Source organism: Paenibacillus sp. FSL W8-0426, assembly GCF_037969725.1.
Classification (GTDB): domain Bacteria; phylum Bacillota; class Bacilli; order Paenibacillales; family Paenibacillaceae; genus Paenibacillus; species Paenibacillus hubeiensis.
This window is the reverse complement of the sequence record NZ_CP150203.1, coordinates 2,957,276-2,980,512: the sequence shown is the minus strand read 5'-3', so window position 1 is coordinate 2,980,512 and position 23,237 is coordinate 2,957,276. Positions and strand designations below refer to the sequence as shown.

Annotated in this window: 17 protein-coding genes and 1 pseudogene; 2 read left to right on the top strand and 16 right to left on the bottom strand. The window is 48.4% G+C overall.

The annotated features are described in order from the left end of the window. Positions 1-38: 38 nt before the first annotated feature. The 5 genes from MKY59_RS13570 to MKY59_RS13550 all read right to left on the bottom strand — a co-directional run bounded on the left by MKY59_RS13570 (position 39) and on the right by MKY59_RS13550 (position 8,228). Complete coding sequence (locus MKY59_RS13570; protein ID WP_339278012.1) at positions 39-524, bottom strand: DedA family protein; 486 nt, start codon at positions 522-524, stop codon at positions 39-41. Between the two features lie 305 nt (positions 525-829). Beyond that, complete coding sequence (locus MKY59_RS13565) at positions 830-4,906, bottom strand: S-layer homology domain-containing protein (protein ID WP_339278011.1); 4,077 nt, start codon at positions 4,904-4,906, stop codon at positions 830-832. A gap of 250 nt (positions 4,907-5,156) precedes the next feature. Further along, positions 5,157-6,248: a Gfo/Idh/MocA family oxidoreductase gene (locus MKY59_RS13560; RefSeq protein WP_236417002.1), complete on the bottom strand. Its 1,092-nt coding sequence runs from the start codon at positions 6,246-6,248 to the stop codon at positions 5,157-5,159. Between the two features lie 32 nt (positions 6,249-6,280). Continuing rightward, a complete protein-coding gene (locus MKY59_RS13555) occupies positions 6,281-7,201 on the bottom strand; it encodes an AraC family transcriptional regulator (protein WP_339278010.1) in 921 nt (306 codons plus the stop codon). A 22-nt stretch (positions 7,202-7,223) separates the two neighbouring features. Then, the gene (locus MKY59_RS13550) at positions 7,224-8,228 is read right to left on the bottom strand and encodes a Gfo/Idh/MocA family oxidoreductase (protein ID WP_339278009.1); all 1,005 of its coding nucleotides are present in this window, start codon (positions 8,226-8,228) and stop codon (positions 7,224-7,226) included. A gap of 316 nt (positions 8,229-8,544) precedes the next feature. Here MKY59_RS13550 and MKY59_RS13545 point away from each other — a divergent pair. Further along, positions 8,545-9,107: pseudogene (locus MKY59_RS13545) on the top strand (LysE family transporter). 196 nt (positions 9,108-9,303) lie between these two features. On the opposite strand, the gene MKY59_RS13540 reads toward MKY59_RS13545, so the two are convergent. The 9 genes from MKY59_RS13540 to azlC form a co-directional block, all read right to left on the bottom strand. Further along, positions 9,304-9,516 (bottom strand): hypothetical protein, encoded by a 213-nt coding sequence (locus MKY59_RS13540; protein WP_236416998.1) that lies wholly within the window; start codon positions 9,514-9,516, stop codon positions 9,304-9,306. A gap of 359 nt (positions 9,517-9,875) precedes the next feature. Further along, complete coding sequence (locus MKY59_RS13535; protein WP_236416997.1) at positions 9,876-10,259, bottom strand: DUF3221 domain-containing protein; 384 nt, start codon at positions 10,257-10,259, stop codon at positions 9,876-9,878. A gap of 130 nt (positions 10,260-10,389) precedes the next feature. Beyond that, complete coding sequence (locus MKY59_RS13530) at positions 10,390-11,754, bottom strand: S1 family peptidase (protein ID WP_339278008.1); 1,365 nt, start codon at positions 11,752-11,754, stop codon at positions 10,390-10,392. An 882-nt stretch (positions 11,755-12,636) separates the two neighbouring features. Then, positions 12,637-13,518 (bottom strand): carbohydrate ABC transporter permease, encoded by an 882-nt coding sequence (locus MKY59_RS13525; protein ID WP_236416995.1) that lies wholly within the window; start codon positions 13,516-13,518, stop codon positions 12,637-12,639. Between the two features lie 16 nt (positions 13,519-13,534). Beyond that, positions 13,535-14,425 (bottom strand): sugar ABC transporter permease, encoded by an 891-nt coding sequence (locus MKY59_RS13520; RefSeq protein WP_236416994.1) that lies wholly within the window; start codon positions 14,423-14,425, stop codon positions 13,535-13,537. A gap of 271 nt (positions 14,426-14,696) precedes the next feature. Further along, positions 14,697-15,974 (bottom strand): extracellular solute-binding protein, encoded by a 1,278-nt coding sequence (locus MKY59_RS13515; protein WP_339278007.1) that lies wholly within the window; start codon positions 15,972-15,974, stop codon positions 14,697-14,699. Positions 15,975-16,063: 89 nt separating this feature from the next. Continuing rightward, entirely contained in the window at positions 16,064-16,942 is an 879-nt protein-coding gene (locus MKY59_RS13510; protein ID WP_339278006.1) for an AraC family transcriptional regulator, read from the bottom strand. Between the two features lie 225 nt (positions 16,943-17,167). Beyond that, entirely contained in the window at positions 17,168-17,500 is a 333-nt protein-coding gene (locus tag MKY59_RS13505; protein ID WP_236416990.1) for a branched-chain amino acid transporter permease, read from the bottom strand. Continuing rightward, positions 17,491-18,210, bottom strand: a complete 720-nt coding sequence (gene azlC / locus MKY59_RS13500; protein ID WP_339278005.1) for an azaleucine resistance protein AzlC — start codon at positions 18,208-18,210, stop codon at positions 17,491-17,493. Before azlC ends, MKY59_RS13505 begins: the two co-directional genes overlap by 10 nt. A gap of 108 nt (positions 18,211-18,318) precedes the next feature. Here azlC and MKY59_RS13495 point away from each other — a divergent pair, with 108 nt between their 5' ends. Continuing rightward, entirely contained in the window at positions 18,319-19,725 is a 1,407-nt protein-coding gene (locus tag MKY59_RS13495) for a PLP-dependent aminotransferase family protein (RefSeq protein ID WP_339278004.1), read from the top strand. 326 nt (positions 19,726-20,051) lie between these two features. On the opposite strand, the gene MKY59_RS13490 is transcribed toward MKY59_RS13495, so the two are convergent. Beyond that, positions 20,052-20,987, bottom strand: a complete 936-nt coding sequence (locus MKY59_RS13490) for a VanZ family protein (RefSeq protein WP_339278003.1) — start codon at positions 20,985-20,987, stop codon at positions 20,052-20,054. A gap of 207 nt (positions 20,988-21,194) precedes the next feature. Further along, positions 21,195-23,060, bottom strand: a complete 1,866-nt coding sequence (locus MKY59_RS13485; protein WP_339278002.1) for a beta-glucoside-specific PTS transporter subunit IIABC — start codon at positions 23,058-23,060, stop codon at positions 21,195-21,197. Positions 23,061-23,237 lie beyond the last annotated feature (177 nt).

Sequence of the window (23,237 nt, the reverse complement as noted above, 5' to 3'; positions counted from 1 at the left end):
AACCCCATTTCTCTCCCAAATGGAACGATGATGATATTTTAAGTCATTCGGCCAAGCGCGTGGCCCATGGTTATAAAGATGGAACACCAGAGCAAAGCGCCAAGACTGGCGATGAAGAAGTAATTTCTGAACCGCATGCCGCTAATGCCCGAAAAATAACAAGTCAGGTGGCGTAATCCCGGAATGAAGTAGCCGATCAGAATCGTCCATCCCCCGTAACGTTTGAACCAATGGGCAACCTTATCCAGCTTGTCAGGTGTCAGAAAGACATATTTTCCGTATCGAATCAACAATGGATGTCCAAACGTTCTGCCCAGCCAGTAGCTCAGCATCATGCCGGTCATGGCTCCCAAAAAGCTGATCGCAATAGAAGGCATGTAATCCAGCGTTTGAATCGAAGCCAGGTAACCTACCGTTGTCATCAAAATTTCATCAGGAATGGGCAGTCCCACGATACCTACAGCGAGCAATATGTATATGGCGGCGTATCCGTATTGGCTAACCGTTTCCATGACCCAGTTCATGTGATCCCCCTCTTCATGGTGCATTTCATGATCGAGTTATCGTGCTGGTGTTGAAGGTTTCGTCGTATACTGAATGTTCGTTCTGTTAGAATATATAAAATGTGCAGTTCAACCTGTATAAACGCGCTTTCCTTTCAGTATCCCCAGGACCGCCTTTCAACTTTCACGGTAGATGAACCTATTTTATTGATTCCGTTTGTCGTTTGTGTGTCCAAATCGCCAGAAAACGGAATATTAGCTCTATTACACAAAGAAAGACACCACGTATGGTGTCTTCCCTTACTAATTTTATTGCTCGCGATCTTTTATTTTTGAAGATCAAGTAAATGGATCAAAATCGTTACCGCTTCGGCACGGGTCGCGATTTTCCCGGGAGCAAACCGGTTATTGCCTACACCGTTCACCAATCCGGATTCAACGGCGGCCGCCACATACGGCAGCGCCCATGCCGGAATTTCGTTTGCATCCCTGAATGCAAGCTGCTTCGAACCATCCGCTTTTAAGTTCGCTGCGCGCGCGATGATTGTCACGAGTTCCGCACGGCTCAGCGGTTTGTGCGGACCAAAGGACCCATCCGGGTAACCTTGGATGATTCCGGCCTCCATGGCACTGTCGATATAAGCTTTGGCCCATGCAGGAATCCGTGACGCATCCGCGTAGCTGCCGCTTGCGCTTGCCTCTTTGAGTCCCAGAGCGCGGCTGAGCATCGCCATAAATTCGGCGCGGGTGACCTTCTGATCCGGACGGAATGTACCGTCGCCGTACCCGTTTACGAACCCTGCACTGACCGCTTTATCGATGGCTGCTTTTGCCCAATGGCTCGAAATATCCTTAAGCGCCGGCGCATTTGCCGAACTTCCGCCGGAACTCGAACCTGTTGTCCCAGGTTGGGACCCTTGGTTCGTTCCACTGCCCGGCGTAGTGCTCGTTTTATCTTGATCTTTGTCCGTGCTGCTGCCTGGTTGAGTGGTTGTACCGTTTCCACCAGATCCGGTAGTTGCACCGTTTCCGCCCGATCCGGAACCCGTTCCCGGATTCGAACCCGAATTCCCCGGATTGCTAGGATTCGTTACAGCGGATTTCTTTACGATACCAAATTGGTCAATGACAAACGGCGCAGCGTCATGCAGATTTTGGTCGATCTCATAGGTCACTGCCGTCAGTTTGTTTCCTTCAATCGTAATGCCAACGAAATTCTGAACCTGGCTGCGCATTGGTCGACGGTTGTCTTTAGGATCCGGACCATACTTGGCCGCATGGTTCTCTTCCGCGCGATCAAAGAGACTGTAGTAAGCTTCACCCAAGTCAGGGCTCGGATTTTTGTAATACACCTTCGGTCCCGCGGTGGCCGGAATCAGGTAAATCGTCCCGTCCGGATTCAAGGCGTATTCTGTCTTTTCGCCATTCCGGATTTCGGAAATGATTTCGGCTTTCCCTGCTTTCCCGTCTGCACGGATCGGTTTGGTTCTTGCATAAATGTGATCGTGACCCTGCAGTACCAAGTCGATGTCCAGTTCTGCCATCAGCGGCGCGATCTTCGTCCGCACACCGTTTGGACCCATGATGTCGGAATCCGTAGCATGATTCGAGGTCGTATATGGACCTTTGTGAATATTGACGATAATCCATTCGGCTCCGTTTTTGCGAGCTGCCTCAACGTCTTTCTTCATCCACTCCACCTGTTCAGGCGTGAAATTGTCATATTGTTCGGAATCTTCATTGGAATTGAGCACCACGAAATGTGCATTGCTGTAATCATAAGAATAATACGCTCCCGTTTCGGTGGCAGCATTGTCCGGTACATCCAGATTGAAATGATCGATAAATGCATAATTTTCGTCTTCGTGATTTCCTGCGGAAGGAACCAGCGTTGTGTTCAGCAAGCTTTCTTGCGAATGGCCGAGCAGCCAGTTCCATTGTTCTTCTTTCACGCCTTTGTCAACGATGTCGCCATTGTGTACAACGAACTTTGCATGAGGAACAGTCGCAAGTGCCTTACGAAGCGTTTCCGAGGACAGGATGGCTTCTTCTTCATCTTTCGCCTGTGTATCCGCCAAATCAATGAACGTAAACGCGCCCTGTTTCGGCGCCGTCACAAACGTGCCTGTCTCGCTCCAAACTCCTTGCGCGGCATCTCCGACACGGAAATAGTAGCTGGTGTCCGGTTTCAGACCTGTCGCCACCGCTTTATGGACCAGCTCCGAAGGAGAATTGACAGCCTTGTCATGATTCCCTTGGTAAGATGTTCCTTTTGAAAAATCAGGTGCAGCGGACGTTTTCTCCACCACTTGAAGATCCGTTCCCGTCACGGCATCGGAAGTATACCATGCAAACCCTTTGCTCGCAGTAGGGTCGCCATGGAACGTAACCGTGACTTTGCTGACCTGCTCCGCAGGAGCTGGCTCCGCCTCTTTGATGATTCCGAATCGATCGATGATCGTTGGCAGAGCGTTATTGCTATTTTGATTAATTTCATACGTCAATGCGGAAAGCTTGTTCCCGTCCACCGTAAACGACACAAAGTTTTGAACCTTTCCTCTCGCGGTACTCGTTGTGTCGCCCTCTTCACGGGCATGGTTCTCTTCGGCCCGCTCGAACAAGCTGAAGTACGCTTCCCCCAGAGCAGGTTTTTGATTTTTGAAATATACTTTGGCACCTGCCGTGGCTGGAATCAAATAGATCGTGCCATCCGGTTCAACCGTATATTCAATGGTCTCGCCATTGAAGCTTTCCGTAATTTTGGACGCTTCTTCCGCCGTTCCATCCTGCTTGATCGGCTTGGTGCGTGCATAAATATGATCATGTCCTTGCAGTACCAAATCAATGCCCAGCTCGTTCATGAGCGGAGCGATTTTGTTTCTTACCCCGTTCGCACCGATGATATCGCTATCGGTAGCATGATTGGCGGTAGTGTAAGGACCTTTATGAATGTTCACGATCAACCAGTCCGCCCCGTTTGCCCGGGCCTGAGCGGCATCCTGCTTCATCCATTCCACCTGTTCATTCGAGAAATCGGCATACTCTGCAGAGTTTTCATTGGAATTGAGTACGATAAAATGTGCATTGCTATAGTCGTAGGAATAATACGCACCTGTTTGCGTATCCGCAGTTTCGGGCGTATTTACGTTGAAATGCTCGTAGAAGGCGTAATTTTTGTTTTCATGATTGCCGGCGGAAGGCACGATAGTTGTGTGCAGCAAACTTTCCTGAGAATGTCCAAGCAGCCAGTTCCACTCTTGTTCCGTCGTTCCATGCTCGACGACATCACCGTTATGCACTACGAATTCCGCATTCGGAACCGTTTGCAGTGCTTTGGATAACGTTGAAGCGGAGAGCAGCGCCTCTTCCTCATCTTTGGCTTGCGTATCCGACAAGTCGATAAAGGTAAATGCTCCATCTACGGGAGCGGTCTTGAACGAGCCCACTTTGCTCCAAATGCCAAGACTTGCGTCCCCAACCCGGAAATAATAAGAAGTGTTCGGCTTCAAATTGCTCGCTACGGCCTTATGCACCATTTCACCAGGCGAGTTGGCAGCTGTTGAGGCTTGTCCAACATAATGCGCTGCCTGTTCAAAGTCGGGGCCGCTGCCTGTGTTCTCGACAACTTGAACATCGCTTTGTGCGGAAGCCAGCGGCGTATACCAGGTAAATCCTTTTGTACTTGTCGCATCACCATAAAAAGTGACCGTGACTTTGCTGATATCGATCGGGGGAGCATCCTTGAATGCCTTAAGCTCCATATCAAAATAGAGATCGGAACTGCGATCGCTCTGCTGATGCACCTCGACGGCAATTTCATTGTTGCCTTCGTGCAGTTGGGCTTTCAACGATTCTGTCAGGTCCACATCCTCATACATGACAGGCAAATCATTGCCGGAGATCGCCTTCGTGGAGTACTCAATTTCACCTTCAGGCATGCCAAATCTGCGGATTTCCTCTCCGTTGACGTAGAGTACCGCACCGTCATCAATGCCGAAAGTGCCCAGAATCTGACCATATCCCTCCAATTCACCTTCGGAAATCGTCAGATTTGTGCGGAAATAGGTCGTGGGGTGCTTCATTTCAGGATCTTCGCCGTAGCTTACCTCGGTTTTGAGTGGGCCAAAGTAGCTCGTGCTTATGCCGCTTCCATCATCCTTGAAACCAAACGGTGCGTTCCCTGAACTCCAGGAAGTGTCATCATATGTAACTCGCCAAACGGACGATAGATCGTCGCCGCGATCGTTGAACTTCCACTGTGCGTTGCGATCCAGCAGGAAATTCGGCAGTGAATCCGACGCATCTTCAGCGGCATGTGCCCCATTAAAGCCCGCAGACCATCCAAACATGAGGGGAATGCACAACAACATGAGTGCTAATTTTCGGAACATTTGAAATTTCATGATTCTCTCCTTTTGCGTCAACATTTGTTTTTTTATGTAACCTCAAACAGATAAAGCATATCAGGGAGAGATCATGTGATCGTTATCCGAACGTAAACAATATGTAAAGCTTTACATTTTATATGAAGTCACATTGGACTTCTCATCAAAAATACGACAGCCAAGAGTGTACACACCTCTCTCAACTGCCGCATTCGTTTAGAACGGGGGTCATTTTCGATTCCGCTAAGCTGCAATTCACATGGCTTGATTAGTTGGATTCGTTCAAATACACGGCCTTGCCGGTACGTGCCGATTCATAGATCGCTTCCAAAATTTGCGACACGACCAATGCCTGCCTTGGCGTAACGACCGGATCTTCGTCTTTGTCGATCGCTTCGATCCATTTGCGCATCTCGACGTCCGGAGCGCTTTCGCTTTTTCCTTCATAGAACGCGACGCCATTGGCGCTTAACTCCACGTCCTGGGTATAGAGGCGGCCCAGTTTTTCCCCGTTGATCCGCAGTCCGTTCTTCATGTCCGCGCCTGCCTCGGTACCGCTCAAGCTGCATTTGGCCTCATCGATATCCATCGAGTTGAGCGCCCAGCTGGATTCCAGCATAATGGTTGCGCCATTTTCCATGACAATCATGCCAAAGGCGGAATCTTCGACGGAAAACTGTTTGGGATCCCACGGTCCCCATGCGTTTGCGGCATTTTCCCTTTGCGAAAGCTGGTGATGGGTCGTACCCAGGACCACTTTCGGCTTATAGTTGTTCATCATCCAAAGCGTCAAGTCCAGGGCATGAGTGCCGATATCGATCAACGGACCGCCGCCTTGCTTTTCCTCATCGAGAAATACGCCCCAAGTCGGAACGGCTCTCCGGCGAATGGCATGGGCTTTGGCAAAATAGATCGAACCCAGTTCCCCGGCATCGCACAGCTGTTTCAGGTAAAGGCTGTCTTCCCGGAAACGGTTGTTGTATCCGATCGTCAGCTTTTTGCCGGTACGCTCCGCAGCTTCAAGCATGAGTTTGGCCTCGGCAGCCGTTTTGGCCATCGGTTTTTCGCACATGACGTGTTTGCCTGCCTCCAGGGCCGCAATGGAAATCTCCGCATGCGAATTGTTGGGGGTGAGCACATGCACGATATCCAACGTTTCGTCCTGAAGCAGCTCGCGGTAATCCGCATATACCTTGGCATCTGAACTGCCATACTTTTGTTTCGCTTCTTCGGCACGTTCTTCGACGATATCGCAGAAAGCTGCAAGCTCAACCCGATCCAGCTTGCTCAAGCTGGGCAAATGCTTCCCTTTGGCAATGCCGCCACATCCAATGATTCCTACGCGGTATACTTTTTCCATATCCATTCTCCTCACACCGAAATAGTTTATGTTTATTTTGAACTTTGTTTCATTTTGCGATAAACCGCCGGAGTCAGACCCATGCGCTTGCGAAAGACGGCATGCAAATAATTGGCATTGGCAAACCCGGAAGCACCGGCGATCTCTTCAATGGAAAGGCTGTTTTCCTCAAGATTGCGACATACGTTGCGCAGGCGAATATCTTCCAGCACGCGGCTAAACGGCATGTTCGGCTGAACCTGGTAAAATATCCGCTGCAATTGCCTTGTGCTGATATGAAGCTTTTCTGCCACATGTTCCAGCGTCACGGCTGCGGGATGGTTGGCCTCCATGTATTGGAGCGCGTATTCATACCTGTACATGGTCATGTCCCGTATGGGCGCTTCCGCTTGGTACGGTCCGTTGTCGTAAGCCTGAACCGTCCGCAGCAAAATGCTGACGACCAGCTGTTTAATCGTTGTGTAATACCCGACGCGTTTATGATCACATGCTTCGTATGCTTCCAAAAAACAGCTCATGGCCCGATGGTAATCCTGGACAGGAACAAGCGGCAGCGCGCCGAGCTTTTGCACCGTTTCTTCCGCTTCGGCCGCTTCCCAAGGATCAACATCTTCCCTCCGGCGCGGGACGATGTCCACATGCAGGCATAATTCGTCCATGTCCTGTTCGGCATCCGCTTCCTGATAATGGACCACGCCAGGGCCTGTCAAATACAGCATGCCTTCGGACAAGGAATGCGGCTGCTCCCCAAGAATTACGATTCCTTTGCCGCGGGGGATAAAGTGAAACTCGTATTCGGCATGATTGTGGAAATCGATGACCCTTCCTGCGGGAAACGAAGTCAAATGAAATCGGAGGACCCGAATTTCGTAATGCCCCCATAGGATCGAAACATCCAGTCTCTCCAGCAAATCCTGCCGTTCAAGCATTTTTCCATAGGGATATCGGCTCACAAGCTCCACCCGCCTTCCCTAGTTACGCCTGCAGCTCGTGAAGCGAAATTTTTCGCCCTTCTTTAGCTGAAATATTGGATGCCTCCATCAAACGGGTCAGCTCCACGGCCATGTCAACATTATCCACCGCCTGGGTATCGTTAAGTATATGGGAAATCCATTGATTGAATGCGCTTTCTTTTCGTTCAGGCAGTGGGATTTCCGTCCACTCCCTATAAGCTTCAGGGCCATTGTTGGTGCGAATAAGCAGCTTGGCTTCAGGTGTACCGTATAACAGCGATCCTTCCGTGCCATGAATCTCTAACGTGAATGGGGAATGGCTGTTCACGAATCCAGCCTCGACCACCCCGATGGCGCCTGATTCCGTAAACAAGGTCACGACGGCGTTATCTTCGACTTCTTTGCCGGTCACGTATCCGAAATTCGCTTGAACTCCGGTAACTTCCTCCCCAATGAAAAGTTTGGCCAGGTACATCGGATGACACCCGAGGTCAATCAGCGCGCCTCCCAGGCAATCTTCAAGGCTGTAGAAGTGCTCTGGCAGCCATTCTCCAATCGCTCCATTATGCGATAACCTGACCCTGACATGCGTGATCTTGCCCAACAAACCTTGCTGGAGGATTCCAAGCGTCTTCAACGTATATCCCTCGTTCAAGCGAGGCAGCGAAACCGTCAGTTTAACACCGTGTTCCCGAACGGCCGCCAAAATTTCGTTCGTTTCCGCCAGCGTTGGAGCAAGAACCTTCTCGGTAAAAATATGTTTGCCCGCCTTGGCGGCGGCCACGATGACTTCACGGTGAAGGCGGGTTGGCGCATCCACGATTACCGCTTGCAGATCATCCTGTGCGAGCATGGTCCCGAGCTCCGGGAAGAAAGGTACATCCAGGCGCTCAGCCGCCTCTTTGCCGCGCTCGGCGTTTTCATCCCACACGGCAGCCAGCACGGTCTCTTCATGCTGCTCGGTTTGGCGGATGTAGTCCCAGGCATGCACATGCCATAAGCTGATTTTGCCAATTCGAATGGTCACGACGTTGTACCTCCGATATATAATATTCTGACATTCCACTATAAATTATCACAGAGTTCATCTTATTTAAATCGAATCTTGCGACAATTCATATATAAAATTACGACACAATTTAAACAACCCTAACTTCTGACGTCATTCCCTTGCATGAAATGCCATATTCGCACAGATATGATCGAGACCTGACTTCGGCTGACAAAGAGCTGAACCCCCAAATTGAATCCATCGTCGCCCATCGGGTGCAATACGATCCACCAAGCATCGGAAAACGCTCTAACAGAGAATAAGTTCTTGTTTAGGATCAATTACCGTAGAAATGACGAAGCAAGGCTTGAAAAACGGATTTACTCATGGCTGGGCGGTCGGCCTTGGGGGCATGACCATTGATCTGACCTTGATTATAGCGATGTATTTAGGATTTTCCTCCCTCTTGTCATTGCCATATATTCAACTGCCGCTTTGGCTTGTGGGTGCGGCTTTTCTGGCCTATTTGGGTTATGATTCCATCAAAAATGCGGACAAGGACATTACCCCTGCGGACGAAAAAACACAAAAATCGTTTTGGAGCACCTACAGAAACGGATTGCTTGTAGCGATATCGCCGGGCAATCTTATTTTTTGGTCTCTGTATTCGGCGCCGTCCTGTCCGATTCCTACAGTTCCAGCAATGCAGGAAGTTTCGCACTTGCGGCATGCGGCGTACTTAGCGGAATCCTGATTCATGACATCGGCCTGCTATCGGTCGTTTCCGTGACCAGAAAGGTTATGAGCCGCCGAATGATTCAATGGGTTTCGATCATAGCAGGGATCATGTTAATCGGATTCTCGATCTATTTCGTTTATGAATTTGTTGTAGGAGTCTGGAATTATATTAAATAGCATCTGCTTTATCTAAGCTCAAGAAAAAAGGAGGTCGCTGCTGGCGAACTCCTTTTTCTAATCGCTGCTGCTATTGCTCCCTTGCCCTGCTGATGATTGGCGGCATTACCTTGGGACCTCACCTGGAAGGATGTGAAGCCACGTTTCCGGCTTGAGCATTGTTCCTGTCTAGGATGAAGGGTAAGATAAGGCATCGTTATGAGCTGCGCTCAGCTCCATCCGCCTTCTTTGCAGTCGCGTTGAAACGATGCACAATGTTTTGTCGCAGATCGACCTTCCACTGGTTGTGATACAGATGCAGCAAATAATCCTCATACATCCTTCTGAAAACCGCATGATGCTCGTATTCGATCAGCACGCCCAGCCTACGGATCATACATCCTTCAAACCATCGGATGAATTTAGACATGATAATACATTCTCTCCCATTCAACAGCAAATGTTCGGCAACAAAGAAACTATACCGAAAAACCATATATTGATTATCCTACAACTGGCGTTTCGGGCTCTATCTCATTCGTGCTGAATCGTTGCCTATTTCTCCTATGTTGGCTCACTCGAACCACGCCTCGCACTTGTTGCGAATACGGCTACGAAACCAACGATGGAAATAGATTGATGATCATCGTCTTTTCGTTTATGGACATTTCGATTCTATTACTTCAAGCTCACTTGAAGTCAACACCAAAAAAGCCGCAGCTACGCGGCTATTAAGCATGTATGTTCGTGTCGTCTTAACAAATCAGATGTGTACAGTTAGTATATGGATTACCTTACAATTTCTATTTTTGTAGCAGTTGTTCGTCTAATTCTACTATCTTCATACATGCCATTTGTCCACACTTTGACATGGTCGCCAACTTCAAGATTTGCTTTTATATCACGTGTTGAAACATCATAAGCTTTTGGTTCATACTGAGTGATGATTTCATTCGTTGTTTTACCTTTTACTTCTTTTTCGGATAAACCAACTATAACAGTAACTCCTGAATTATTTTTTTCAACAATAATCCCCTGAAAGTCCATTCTTTCACCTGCTTGATACTGATATTTTTCTAGCGCGGATGTTTTTGTTAAGTGATTGTTACTGCTACTGCAACCAGTAAAGACAACAATGATCAGAATCAATAATATTGAAATATATGTTTTCACAACAATCCCACCTTGTTATTTGATAATTGACTAACCATAAGACGTAAACAAGGTTGTTTTTGATTCAAATTTTAGTGAGTATTTCAAAATATTCCTTTACAAACAGCAGGATAGGATTAATTTAATTATTTTACCAAGTAACAGGAGTTATACCAAGTCGATTTTGTATATGAGTTACATGGCTATATACCCGGTAGGTTGTTCCATTCTCTGTGTAGACGCCTTTGTGCACACCTTTTAATTCACCATTGTTGTTGTTCCAAATCGTACCACCACTGTCTCCACCATCTGATATATAATTCGCTACCCGCATCGAACTAAACCAAACTGTTCCATACACCGGATTAGTCCAATATCGGCTGCTATTTTTACTAAGAAGTGTACCGCAACTGTTCCCCCACATTCCAGATTTACAGACCCTCTCGCCCAACACATCGTTACCAGCGACTTGAACACTTGAAAATTTAATCGATTCAGAATAAACTTTACTACTCATTGAGTTGCTTGAATTTAGTCTAATCGCTGCAGCATCAGCTTCGTTTCCATAATTAACTTTACTGCTTGTGTATCCAATATAGTTATTCCCTTGATACACACCTGTTCCCGAAGCCTTCGGCCAACAATGTTCTGCAGTAACAATGTACGGATTAGATGAGGGATCAATTGCGGAGAATCCGATTGAACAATTCCCACCACCACCAGCTTTACCATCAATAACTAATCCACCTAGCATGTACGTATGAGTATCCGTTCGGGCATCTTCGGAGGTCTTATAGGTTGGATCAACTACTTCTAAATTAATGATGCTTGCATCAACATCTGTAACGGAACTAATTATATCCAAGGCAGACTCACTAATATGGTCGCGAATGCCTACAGTAATTTTCTGGTTAATAAAATCCAAATTAACATATTCTATATTAATTCCGTTCTCTCTAATTTTTGTGACACTTTCAGAAATGCGATTGGTAGCTTTATCAAGCTCCTCTTCTGTATACTCTGCTGTATAAATTCTTATTGGTAACTCGTTGTCTAGGCTCTTAGATATAAAATTTAGCTGTTTTGAGGGAATATCTTTCTTAAATCCAACGTTTATGATCCCACCCTGGTTTTGATCAATATATATTCCAAGGAAGTTCTCCTTTAACTCTTGATGAGAGCGTATTGTTTCTTTGAGAATTGGAATGAACTTATCTTGTTTATTGAATCTTTCATCCAATGCTTTTTCTTCATTAGCTGATAAATAAAAACCATATTTCTCTGATATTTTACGACTAGTTATTAAGGGACTCACTACAGAGTTTTCTGTTGTAAAACCAAAAACTTTACGTTGATCTATTAGAGCTTTGTCAAATGCCGAAACACTCTGAGGGATTAAAATATCTTCATTAACCGATGACTGCTGAATATTGCTAGAATTAGCGGAAACTACTCCTGTTAAAAAGGTGGATGTAAGAATAACTGCAATAATGAATGAAAAAAGTTTTTTGTTCATTAGTTTCTCCTCCAAATTTTAATGAATGATAGAACCTTTCAAACGACACCTTTAAGACATCGTACTTTAATTTGCATTAACGCCTTGTCCACCTCCTGATTCGTTAAATCTATAAATATATACTAATAATAACAACAATTCACAGGGAAATGTTTCAATTATATATAATATATTTCTCCATATTGTCAGAAGAAAACGCTGATTTCTCTAAATATGTATTACTGGATCGATCTCAAATGACTGTCTTCTTCTAACAACTCGGAAGAGCCAAGTTCTTTCTTTAATACCTGGTATAATATAACGATGATAAAATCATCGAACCCATTATCCTAGACAGCCAGCACATTTTAGCCTATGATGCTCAAAAAAGATGACTTGTTTTATCTTACCTTAAGGGGGGCGGCTCCACTTATCTGCCCGTTCGTATTGTGAGAATAACCAATTCTTTCTGGTTGATCCTTTTTGCAAGTTAACTTCAAGGATGAAGGGTATTCCGAGTAAACGTACCTCCCCGTGGGCCTAGACCCCGAGCGCAATAATGTTGACCCAACTTGTCATGACCATGATTAAGGCTGGTTGGAACACCATTGTCATTTATCCCGCCACTTTAGAAATGGAGGACTTCTGACAACTTCTTGTTAAATCACCTCAATGTCGTGTTGGCCAGGATCAGATCTGCCATGGATTCGGGCCCTCGCTTCATTATAGGTGTGAACTGCGGATGATTGTATCTCGGAAAAACACAATTGTACCGGTACAATTAAGATTTCGAACCAGTTTGCGTCGTACCAAAGCACCCCCATCCTAAAAAAAGCAGCCATCCATTGCGGACAGCTGCTCAGCGAATGATATTATGGAATTTGAGATGCTCATCCTCAGTGATTATCCTTTGACGGCACCCAATGCCACGCTGCCAATGATCTGCCGGGAGAATACAGCGAACACGATAATAATGGGAACGATGGAAATGGCCACGCCCAAGTAGAGCAACCCATAATCCATGCCATAATATCCCTGTACTAATGCAACGAGCACCGGAAGCGGATATTTATCCAGGGAGAAGAACAGCACCAGCGGCGTCAAAAAGTTGTTCCACGAGCCGATGAAGGTAAAAATGCCGAGTGCGGAGACCGCCGGTCCCAAGATGGGCAGCACGATCTGGTTGAATGTGCGGAATTCGCCAGCGCCATCCACGCGCGAAGATTCGACAATTTCGTCCGGAATGCTGGCCTCGATGAACTGTTTGATAAAGAACACGTTGAAGGCATTCGCCGCCGCAGGCAAAATAATTGCTGCATAACTGTCCAGCATGCCCAGCGTACTGAACAACCGGTACATCCCGATCAGGGCGAGCTGCCCGGGCACCATCATCGTCGCCAGCAAAAACAGGAACAGCCAGGTTCGGCCCTTGAATTTGAACTTGGCAAAACCGTATGCCGTAAGCGCACCCACGTACAAGGATAGTACGGTCGATGTTCCCGCAATGAAGAAGCTGTTGGCGAACCCGCGCCAAATATTGATTTTGGACGCCATGTTTACATAATTGTCGAGCAGAAACGGTCCGGGAAGGAAAGTAAACGTCGATGCAATCGTCGCATTGTTATGCGTGGAATAGATGAGCATCAAATAAAACGGGATAATGCAGATGCAAGCAAGAATGACGAGAAACAGATAAACCAACACCTTGCCTACCGTCAGCCTTCTGGCTCTGGCATAGGATTGGACGGCAGCACTGGAATGCTCCAGCGTTTTCGCGGTTTGCATGAAATCTCCTCCTTCCCTATGAACGGCTTCTGCGGGTCGTCATGATGAACGAAACGACGGACAACAAAATGATGATGATGAACAAACAGAACGCAATGGCTGCACCGTATCCAAAGCGCGTACTCTGGAAAGCGACATTGTACAAGTACATGATGCTGGTCATCGCAGCCCGGTCAGGCCCGCCGTTACCATTGGTCAACGTAAACGGCTGATCAAAAATCTGGATTCCGCCGATGATGGACGTAATCACCTGGAACAGGATAATCGGGCGCAGCATCGGTACGATAATATGCATGAAGATATGCCTTTTCTCCGCGCCGTCAATCTGGGCCGCTTCCTGCAGCGAAGGGTCGATCCCTTGTAAACCGGCCAAATAAATGACCATGGAATACCCGAAATATTGAAAGAACAGAATCGATGAGACAATAAGCCGCATGAACCAAGGATCATTCTTCCAGTTAATAGGGTCACTAATGATTCCGGTCTGCACGAGGAAATGGTTTAACCCTCCCGACTGCCAGTCGAAAATGAGACTCACCAACAGACCCAGCGAGGCTGCCGTAACGATGTTCGGGAAAAAATAGACGGCCCGGAAGAAATCTCTTCCTTTGAGCAGCTTGTCATTAAGGATAAAGGCGAGCACAAGCGACACCGTAAGCTGCGGAATGACGGAGACGCCCCAAATGAACAGCGTGTTGAACAACGTTTTGTAGAACAGGGGGTCCTGCAGAACAGCCACGTAATTGCCGATTCCGACGAAGTCCGGCGTAGTGATGCCATCGTAATTGGTGAAGCTGATATATAGGGAGTAAAGAATCGGATACAACCCAAAAATGGTGAAAATGATGAAAAAAGGAGCAATGAAATAGTAGCCGTAATGGTCTTTGCGCAGCGACTTGGCAAACATCGTTCCAACCTCCAGTCATCGGATTCGTGAGTCTTTCAGGCCTATGCCTAATCAACTTCTATATAAACCGCAAATTACATACACACGTTAACGGAGAGGCAGAACCAATCTGGAGAAGCGAAGCTAAAAGCTTTCTGCAAGAAAGCTCCATCGGAAGCATACGCTAGGCATTTATCACCGGATTTCCCCCTTGTAGAAGGGGAATCAAAAAATCTGGGGATAACGGCGATCGGAAGATGGTACTGCACTCGCAGTGGCCTTGTGTGGTTGATTAGTGCGGTACATATAGTTCCGGGAACCTTAACCGAACATCGCGCTTGATCCTCTCCACGGCTTCCTCTTTGGTGTTAATGTCGTTGTTGAGATACAGCTGGAGCACGTTTTTGAAAATGTCGTTGTTGATCGTGGTGTCATAACGGGTTCTCTCATACACGGGAACGCGTTTGGCCGCCTCGGAAAAAAATTCGAAATGCTTCTGTCCGCCGAGATAGTCTGATGTGGCCGTTTGCGCAAGCTTGTCGTTCACGACCATATTGCTCGTAAAATAATCCTGCTCGGTCGCCAGCTCTTTCAAGAAATCATGGTTAAAGTTATAAAACTCGATGAATTTCCAGGCGAGATCCTTTTTGTCGCTTTTGCTGTACATCGCAATATACGTCCCGCCGGCACTGAAATCGGTCGGGCCTGCCGCCAGTCCCCACAAACCGGAGGTGTCCGGCGCATTCGCCTTGAACGTATATTGGAGCGCCCAAGTTGCCCCGGGATAGAACATGACCTGCCCCTTTTGCATGGATGCGGCATAACCGGCGCTGCCTTCTTCGAACTCTGCCAGCACATGACGCTGGCGCGCTTCGCGGACAAGGTCCAGAATCTGCATGTAGACGGGGTTGATCACAAGCTTACCGTCCTCTACCCAAGGAATGCCGTCATACGAGTTGGAAATCGCATTCCAGTTGGCCAGGGCATGAACCTGATTGCCGCTCTCCCGCTGCACCCGCTCCCCGATCTCGAAAATTTTGTCCCAGGTATCGATCTGCGCACCGACTTTCACCGGGTCGTCCGTCCCCAAATACGTTTTGGCCAGATCCCTCCGATAATAAATGCCACCCGGCGTACCCTGGTATCCAATCGCTTTGACGTTGCCCTCGCTATCCTTCTCATTGGCCTGCACAAAAGCATACTGCTCTTGCAGCAAATCATCGGCGTTATACGGCGGGGCCGACAGATTTTCGAGATACGGAACATCGATCAGTTCCCGAATGCCGCCGTTTTCGATCATGAACACGTCGGGAGCCTTGGACGTGGTCTGCAAAGCCGACTTCAATTTGGTCATATAAAAGTTCCCTGGAATGTTGACGAAATTCACTTTGATGTCCGGATACGTTTCCTCGAATTTCTCGATGGCATAACCCGCTTCATCCGTAAAGCTCCAGACGGTAATTTCCTGCTGTTTGGACGCGTTTCCCATGCCGGGTTGACAGCCGGACAACATTAGCGTTGCGCTTAATAATGCGATCATTGAAACGGCATATCGTTTAAAGCTCTTCATGAGGGCCCTCCTCCAGAGAAAAGTAAACGCTTTCAATTTACTTGAGTATAGTGATTTTGGAGGAGGGCTTTCTCCACAAATATTGTTCATCAACCTTCATATGTTGTGATCTTTGTGCGATGCCGCTTCCGAAATTCGGAAGGCGTGCAGTCATTATATTTTTTGAACAGCCGATTGTAGGAAGTCAGGTTATTGAATCCATGATGGATCGCGATATCCAAAATGGTCGCTTGGCTGAACAGCAGCGCCCACTCTGACTTCACGATCCTGAAGTGATTCAAATACTCCATGAGCGTAATTCCTTTGATTTCCTTAAACAGCTTGCACACGTAAAATTTGCTGAATTTGATATGCTCCGCGACCTGATCCAGCTTGATCGGTTCTTCGTAGTGCGCTTCAAGGTATTCGCAGACCGACTCGACGAATTCGAACTTTTTGGATAAGGTACACGGCCATTCGCCGCTGCATTCCTCCTCCGCAGGCTTTTGCGTGCGCAGCAGATGAACGACAAGATCGTAAAACCTGGCAATCATGACCCACTGATAACCGATCTGCTCGTTTCTGTTTTCATTGGAAATGACGTCAAGATAGCGGTTGATGTCGATTTCTTTGAGCGTCATCGCGGGTAAATGCGTCGATTTGCCGAATAACTCCCGCAGCGGCTGGGTGGCTTTGTCGACGACCAAGCTCTCTGTGAACAGCTCCAAGCGGAAAAGAATGATCGTCAGATGCTCGGTACCGGGCAGAAAACAGTGCACGTCCCCCGGTTTGATCACCATGATGTCGCCCTGCCCCAACTCTACGACCCGGCTGTTGAGGCCAATTCGCGCCCGCGTTCCCCTGACAACGACCATCTCTACTTCTTCATGCCAATGTGCGGCAAAATTAAACTGCGGACCGGTATGAATGACCCGAATCGGAAAGCCTTCCTTCATGTGACCTGTTTCCAGAAATGTAGGTGCTCCCATCTGATCCACCCTTTCTCAGTTCCCGATTAAGAATCCTTTTCCTATCCATATTATGCATGAAGTTTCCGTCATCTTCAAAATATGGGTTCATATTCATAACACTCCTTCAAATCACTTGATGCTGGCAGAAAAAAATCCCCCAACCGGTTAGCAAAGGTAGGCTTGCCTTCCGTCCGAGAGATGTTTAAAATAGGCCAGATTCATCAGCCGCACACCAACGTGGTGCTAAAAGACGAACTGCACCAAGGCCATGTAAAGCAGCGTTCCGCCAGCAATGGACAATAACATGTTTTTCTTCCAATAATGAAGCAGCACAACAGCCAGGATCGACACCAGTTCAGGCACGCCGTGGTTCCCGGACAACAGATGAATGTCTTTGACGCTATAGATCACCAGCATGCCGATCGCCGCTGCCGGCAGAACCCTCCCTAAATATTGCACGTACTTAGGCGTAGTACGACCAGGCGGGAACAACAGAAATGGAAGAAAGCGCGTCATCATCGTGCCAAGCACAACCATGCCGATCGTAATGAGTTGTTCGGTTACCGTCATGGACATGTCGTTTCCCCCGCTCTCTGATCCAGTTTGGGTCTGATCAGCGTAAGCACGATCAGCAGTCCGGCCATGGAGGGAATGATAAAGCTGCCGCCTTTGAAGATGATGAGGCACAGGATCGAAATGCCCAAGCCAAGCAAGGCGCTGTGATGCGACCGTTCCTTGCTCCATTGCTCCATGAAAATGACGACGAACAACGCTGTCATGACGAATTCCAGCCCTTCCAGATTGAAGCTGACGAGTGATCCGAAGAAGCCTCCGATGGCAGCGCCAATGACCCAATAGCTATGGTTGAGCAAGGTGACGAAAAACATGTACCATCCCCGATCCACTTCTTCGGGAATGTCGGCCGTATAATTGATGGAAAACGATTCATCGCATAATCCGAAGATCAGGTACGGCTTCTTCCATCCGGTTCCTCTATACTTATCCAGCATTGAAATGCCGTAAAATAAATGCCGCGCATTCACCATTAAGGTCATCATTAGCGCACCGATCGGGTTAAATGCGCCAAGCAGCAGGTTTACCGCCACAAACTCCATCGATCCGGCAAAAACGAGCAGCGCCATCAGGATGGCATAACTCGCTCCAAAACCCGAGGCATTCATCAAAATGCCGTACGCAATCCCCAAAAATAAAAATCCGGCCAAAATCGGAAGCGTGGTCGGAAAGGCGGCCCGAAAAGCCGTTCGAAGCTTCATTCTGTCTGTCATCGTTTGCTGCATCTCCTTGCTATAATACGGTTCTACGTTAGTGTAGCAACACATTTCCATACAATCAATGTTATAATTGTATGGATTACAATGTTGTGAGGTGAGTGTATGCCATTCAATTCGTTCGACGAATATCCCATGTCATGGAAGCCGGACAAAAACAAATTGTCACGCCCGCTGTACCAGTCGCTCGCCAAAATGCTGGAGCATGACATCACGCATGGATTGCTTGCGCCAGGAACCAAGCTCCCACCTCAGCGTGAGTTGGCCGATTTTCTGGACGTTAATTTCACCACGATTACACGTGCTTACAAACAATGCGAGCTTAAAGGTTTGATCTATGGCGTAACGGGCAGCGGCACGTTTGTGTCGGCCAACGCAGCACGCTCGATTGCCATCGCGAAGGAACCGGGGATGAACACCTATATCGAATTGGGTTTGGTGGCATCCTTTGAGCAGACCAACGACCTCGTTGCCGAAGCCGCCAAAAACGTGATGCAAAAAACCTATCTCGAACAGCTGTTGAATTACAATGATCCTGCCGGTATCCCCCATCAAAAGCTTGCTGCACTGAATTGGATGAGCACGCTGGGCATCCATGCCGATCCGGAGCAGGTTGCCATCGTTTCAGGCGCACAAAACGCGCTCGCCATCACGCTGCTGGCTCTATTTGAACCCGGGCATCGCATTGCCGTGGACCAGTATACCTTTTCGAATTTCATCGAATTTTCCAACATGCTTCGCATCAGGCTTGTCCCCATTCCGGGCGACCTGCACGGCATGCGACCGGAAGCACTGGACGAGCACTGCCGTCAGGCCGACGTGCATGGCGTTTTTCTGATGCCCTCTTGTGCAAACCCAACGACCATCATGATGCCGGAGGAACGCAAAAAGGAACTGGCCCGCGTCATCCGCAAACATCAATTGATCCTGATCGAAGATGACATCCATGCTTTTCTGTCCGCAGGTGTGATTGAACACTACGGTCAGCCGATGTATCAGCTTCTTCCGGAACGCACGATCTATGTATGCAGTACGACCAAATCCATCTGTTCGGGGCTGCGCGTCGCCTATCTTGTGTTTCACGAGATGTACAAGGACCGCATCATGAAAGCGATTTTCAACGTCAACGTCAAAACGTCCTCACTGGACGCCGAAATTATTACCGAGCTGATTCTGTCGGGGAAAGCGAGCGCCATCGTTCAGCACAAAAAAAGGCTGGCCCGGCAGGCCAACCAGTTGTTTGATACGTATTTTCCCCAAGCTTTCAGTCAGGGCCATCCGCTCAGCTTCTACCGCTGGCTGCCCGCTCCCGGTCTTGCCGGAGGAAGACGTACCGAGTCGTATTTCCTGGAAAAGGGCATTCGCGTATTCCATTCCGACCGCTTTCTGAGCGGAACCAATACGGGAGAGAACTACTTGAGAGTAGCGCTATCTTCGACATTGACGTTGGAGGAATTGGAAAGAGGGCTGGAATTGTTGTCGGCTTCGATGAAGCTGAGCACTTCCTCATAGTCGTGAAACTGAACGTCCGAACATGAGTTGATCCGTTCTCTGTCGTGATCCGAATACCGGTCAACGATCGCTACGACCTCGATGCCGGCGTTGTTGGCAGCCTCCACTCCGATAAGGGAATCTTCAAAAATAAGGCATTCCTCCGGGGATGCCTCCAGTTCTTTCATCATCGTGAGATAGATTTCCGGATTCGGCTTGATCTCTTTGGCATCCTCACGCGTATAGACCTTGGAAAAATACTCATCGATGGCCGCTCAACAATCGGTTTTACTCTATCCCTCCTACTTTAAGGTGTAAAGCGATCCCTGGCGAGGGGGCCGCCCAATCTACCTTTCCCATCTATACTGCAGCGGCCGATATCCGATATCCCACAATCGCTCGCTTCCTTCAATCTTGATGGTCATCTGCCGAGCATGTTCAATATAGACTTCGAATTGTTCTGCACTCCCTTGATAATCATTCGCTTCTATTACTAATACCTCTTTCCCATCGACAATAATGGATATTTTCCCTTCAGGCGGCGCGTGATCGGGGATGCCGTAATTTCCGGTCAACACAAGTTCATCGTCTTTCAACGTAAACGTATAGGTTTGTTGGCCTCCTTGGCTATCATACATGTTGTGTTCAGGTATAATTTGTTCCTTTTTAATACTAAACCTCCCCAGCGCAGCACCTTGAGCATCCGTTCCTGCTTCACGCTGCGTTTCCAGCTTCATGGCCACAAAGGGGCCTTCGACTTTGGTGGCCAGTTGGTTGATCACGTTTCCCGTTCCCCACGTCATCAGGAATAACACGATACACGCCATAGCTGCAATCAGCCAACGTTTCCTTCCTTGCTCTCCCCTTTCTCCTGCACGATAGGCGGCATAACCGATGCATGCTCCGATGGAATTTTGAAGAACATCGTTGATATCCCCGCTGCCCAGCATCGTCAATTTCTGCAAAAATTCGATTCCGAAAATGATGAGCACAAACCATAACATAAACCGGATGAACCGAATGTTGTACAGCATGGGGATCAGAATGCCGAACGGAATGAATGCCGCATAATTCCACAAGGTAACCAGGTCCATTAACGTAATGCCTGAATGGAACGATAATGTTGGAAATTTGAAAAAAGAATCGGGAATCCATTGAAACGGATTATCCACGATGTGTTTTGCGGCGTCCAGTCTGCCAAAAGCCAAAAACAAAAAATACAACGTAATCAGGGTGTAGACGATGGTGGTGATCCATAGTACCCTGCGTCGGTTCATTGTCATCCTGCAATTCTCCTCTTTCTTTGACGAACTCTTGAGTCGCTCTCTTCAATATAAACGAGTTTACCGCATAGCCCCTTGATCTCCTATGTATCAACCTTACGCCTGCCTTACATTATTGTCATATTGTTCGTACACGAGTGGCTGAATGTGCATGCAAAAAAGCCTTCGATCGTATCGATCGAAGGCTTCGTGACACAAGTTATTCTATTATACGACCACGGTCATCAGGTAGTCCTGACGGCGCACTTCCGATTCGGACGTTTTCAGTACGTCCAGGTAATTGGCGGAATTCGTCACAATGACCGGCGTCGAAGTGACGTAACCTGCTGCCTGGATCTGTTCGATGTCGAACAGCAGGATCAATTGTCCCTTTTCAACGCGGTCGCCTTCCTGCACTTGTTTCTCAAAATGTTTGCCTTTCAGGCGAACCGTGTTCACGCCGACGTGAATCAAAAGCTCGGCGCCCTCGTCCGAAGTTATCCCGATCGCATGCCCTGTCGGGAACACGGTTGTGATCGTTCCGTTCACCGGAGAAGTCAATCGGCCTTCGGACGGTTCAATGACGATTCCTTGTCCCATCGCACCGGACGCAAAAGCTTCATCCGGCAGCGACTCCAGCGGTTTGACCGCACCTTGCAGCGGGCTTTCGATGATTTCTTTTTTCAGTACCGTGCTTTCTTGCACAGGCGTGGATGCAGGCGCTTCTTCTTTCGGCGCAGCCTGCTCCTGAACGCTATCTTTGAATCCAAGGACCATAACGATCACCAAAGCCAGCACAAACGCCACAACCAAGCCGATGATCACGGACAGGAAACCCGTACCGATATACGTTGGCAACGCCAGCAATCCCGGTAAAGCAAAGGCCACCGCTTGCGCACCGCCCGAGCCGATGATCGCGCCGCCCACAGCACCGGCGATGCAGGCATAAATGAACGGTTTTTTCAGCTTCAGCGTAACCCCGTAAATGGCAGGCTCTGTGATCCCGAAGACGGATGCGACTACGGAAGAACCGGCCAGCGCTTTAAGCTGTGTATCTTTGGTTTTCAGGAATACACCGAATACCGCCCCTGCTTGAGCCAGGATGGCCGCAGTCAGCATTGGCAGCATCGTGTCGTAACCAACTTCCGCGATGTTGCTGAGAATGACCGGCACGAATCCCCAATGCACGCCGAAAATGACGAAGACTTGCCAGAACGCGCCAGCTACCGCGCCGGCAAGCAGCGGACTCAGGCTGTAGATCCAGCCATAACCGGTAGCCAGTCCGCTGCTGATCATGGAGCCGATTGGACCAAACACCAGAAACGTCAGCGGAATGACGATGACCAGCGAGAGCATCGGCACCAAAATGTTTTTGACGGACGAATGCACGAACGAATTAAACCATTTTTCGACATAAGACTGTACCCAGACGGCAAGGATGATCGGAATGACGCTGGAGGAATAATTCATCAGCACCATCGGAATGCCGAGGAACGTTAATTTGTCGGGCGCGCTGACCGCGGCGATGACGGCCGGATAGACGAGCGCTCCGGCGATGGCCACGGATACAAACATGTTTGTTTTGAATTTGCGCGATGCGGTCACGGCCAGGAAGACCGGCAGGAAGTAAAACACGCTGTCCGAAGCCGCGTTCAGCACGAGATACGTTCCGCTCGAAGCATCAAGCCATTTCAGGAACAGGAAGAGCGCAACCAGTCCTTTCAGCAGCCCGGCCCCGGCAAGCGCGCCAAGCGTAGGCGAAAAGATGCTTGAAATGATATCGACGGCTTTGCCCAGAATCGTGCTCTTCTCGGAGGACTCATCCTTCTTGGATGCATCCGCGTTTCCGATGCTTGTACCTTCGATCATTTTCTCGTAAACCGGCCCAACGTTGTTGCCGACAACAACCTGAAACTGGCCGCTGCTCTCTACGACGGTAATGATGCCCGGCGTTTTTTGCAGCGCTTCTTTATCGGCCTTGTCCCGGTCTTTCAATTGAAATCTTAATCTTGTCGCACAATGGAAGACCGAATTGACATTCGATTCGCCGCCGACAAGCTCAAGAATTTTGGAAGATAACTCTTTGTCGTTCATATACAGCTCTCCTCTTTTTACGTGGATGATCGGCTTAGGTTTATGGTCCAGGTATGCCTGGTAGTATGCCCAATCACAGCATCCTACCGCCACAAGCAAGAAAAACCTAAACTCGTGGTGAAATAACAGCTTGCGGAATCGCTGCTCATTTCACCATCAGTTTAGGTTTTGCCTGCA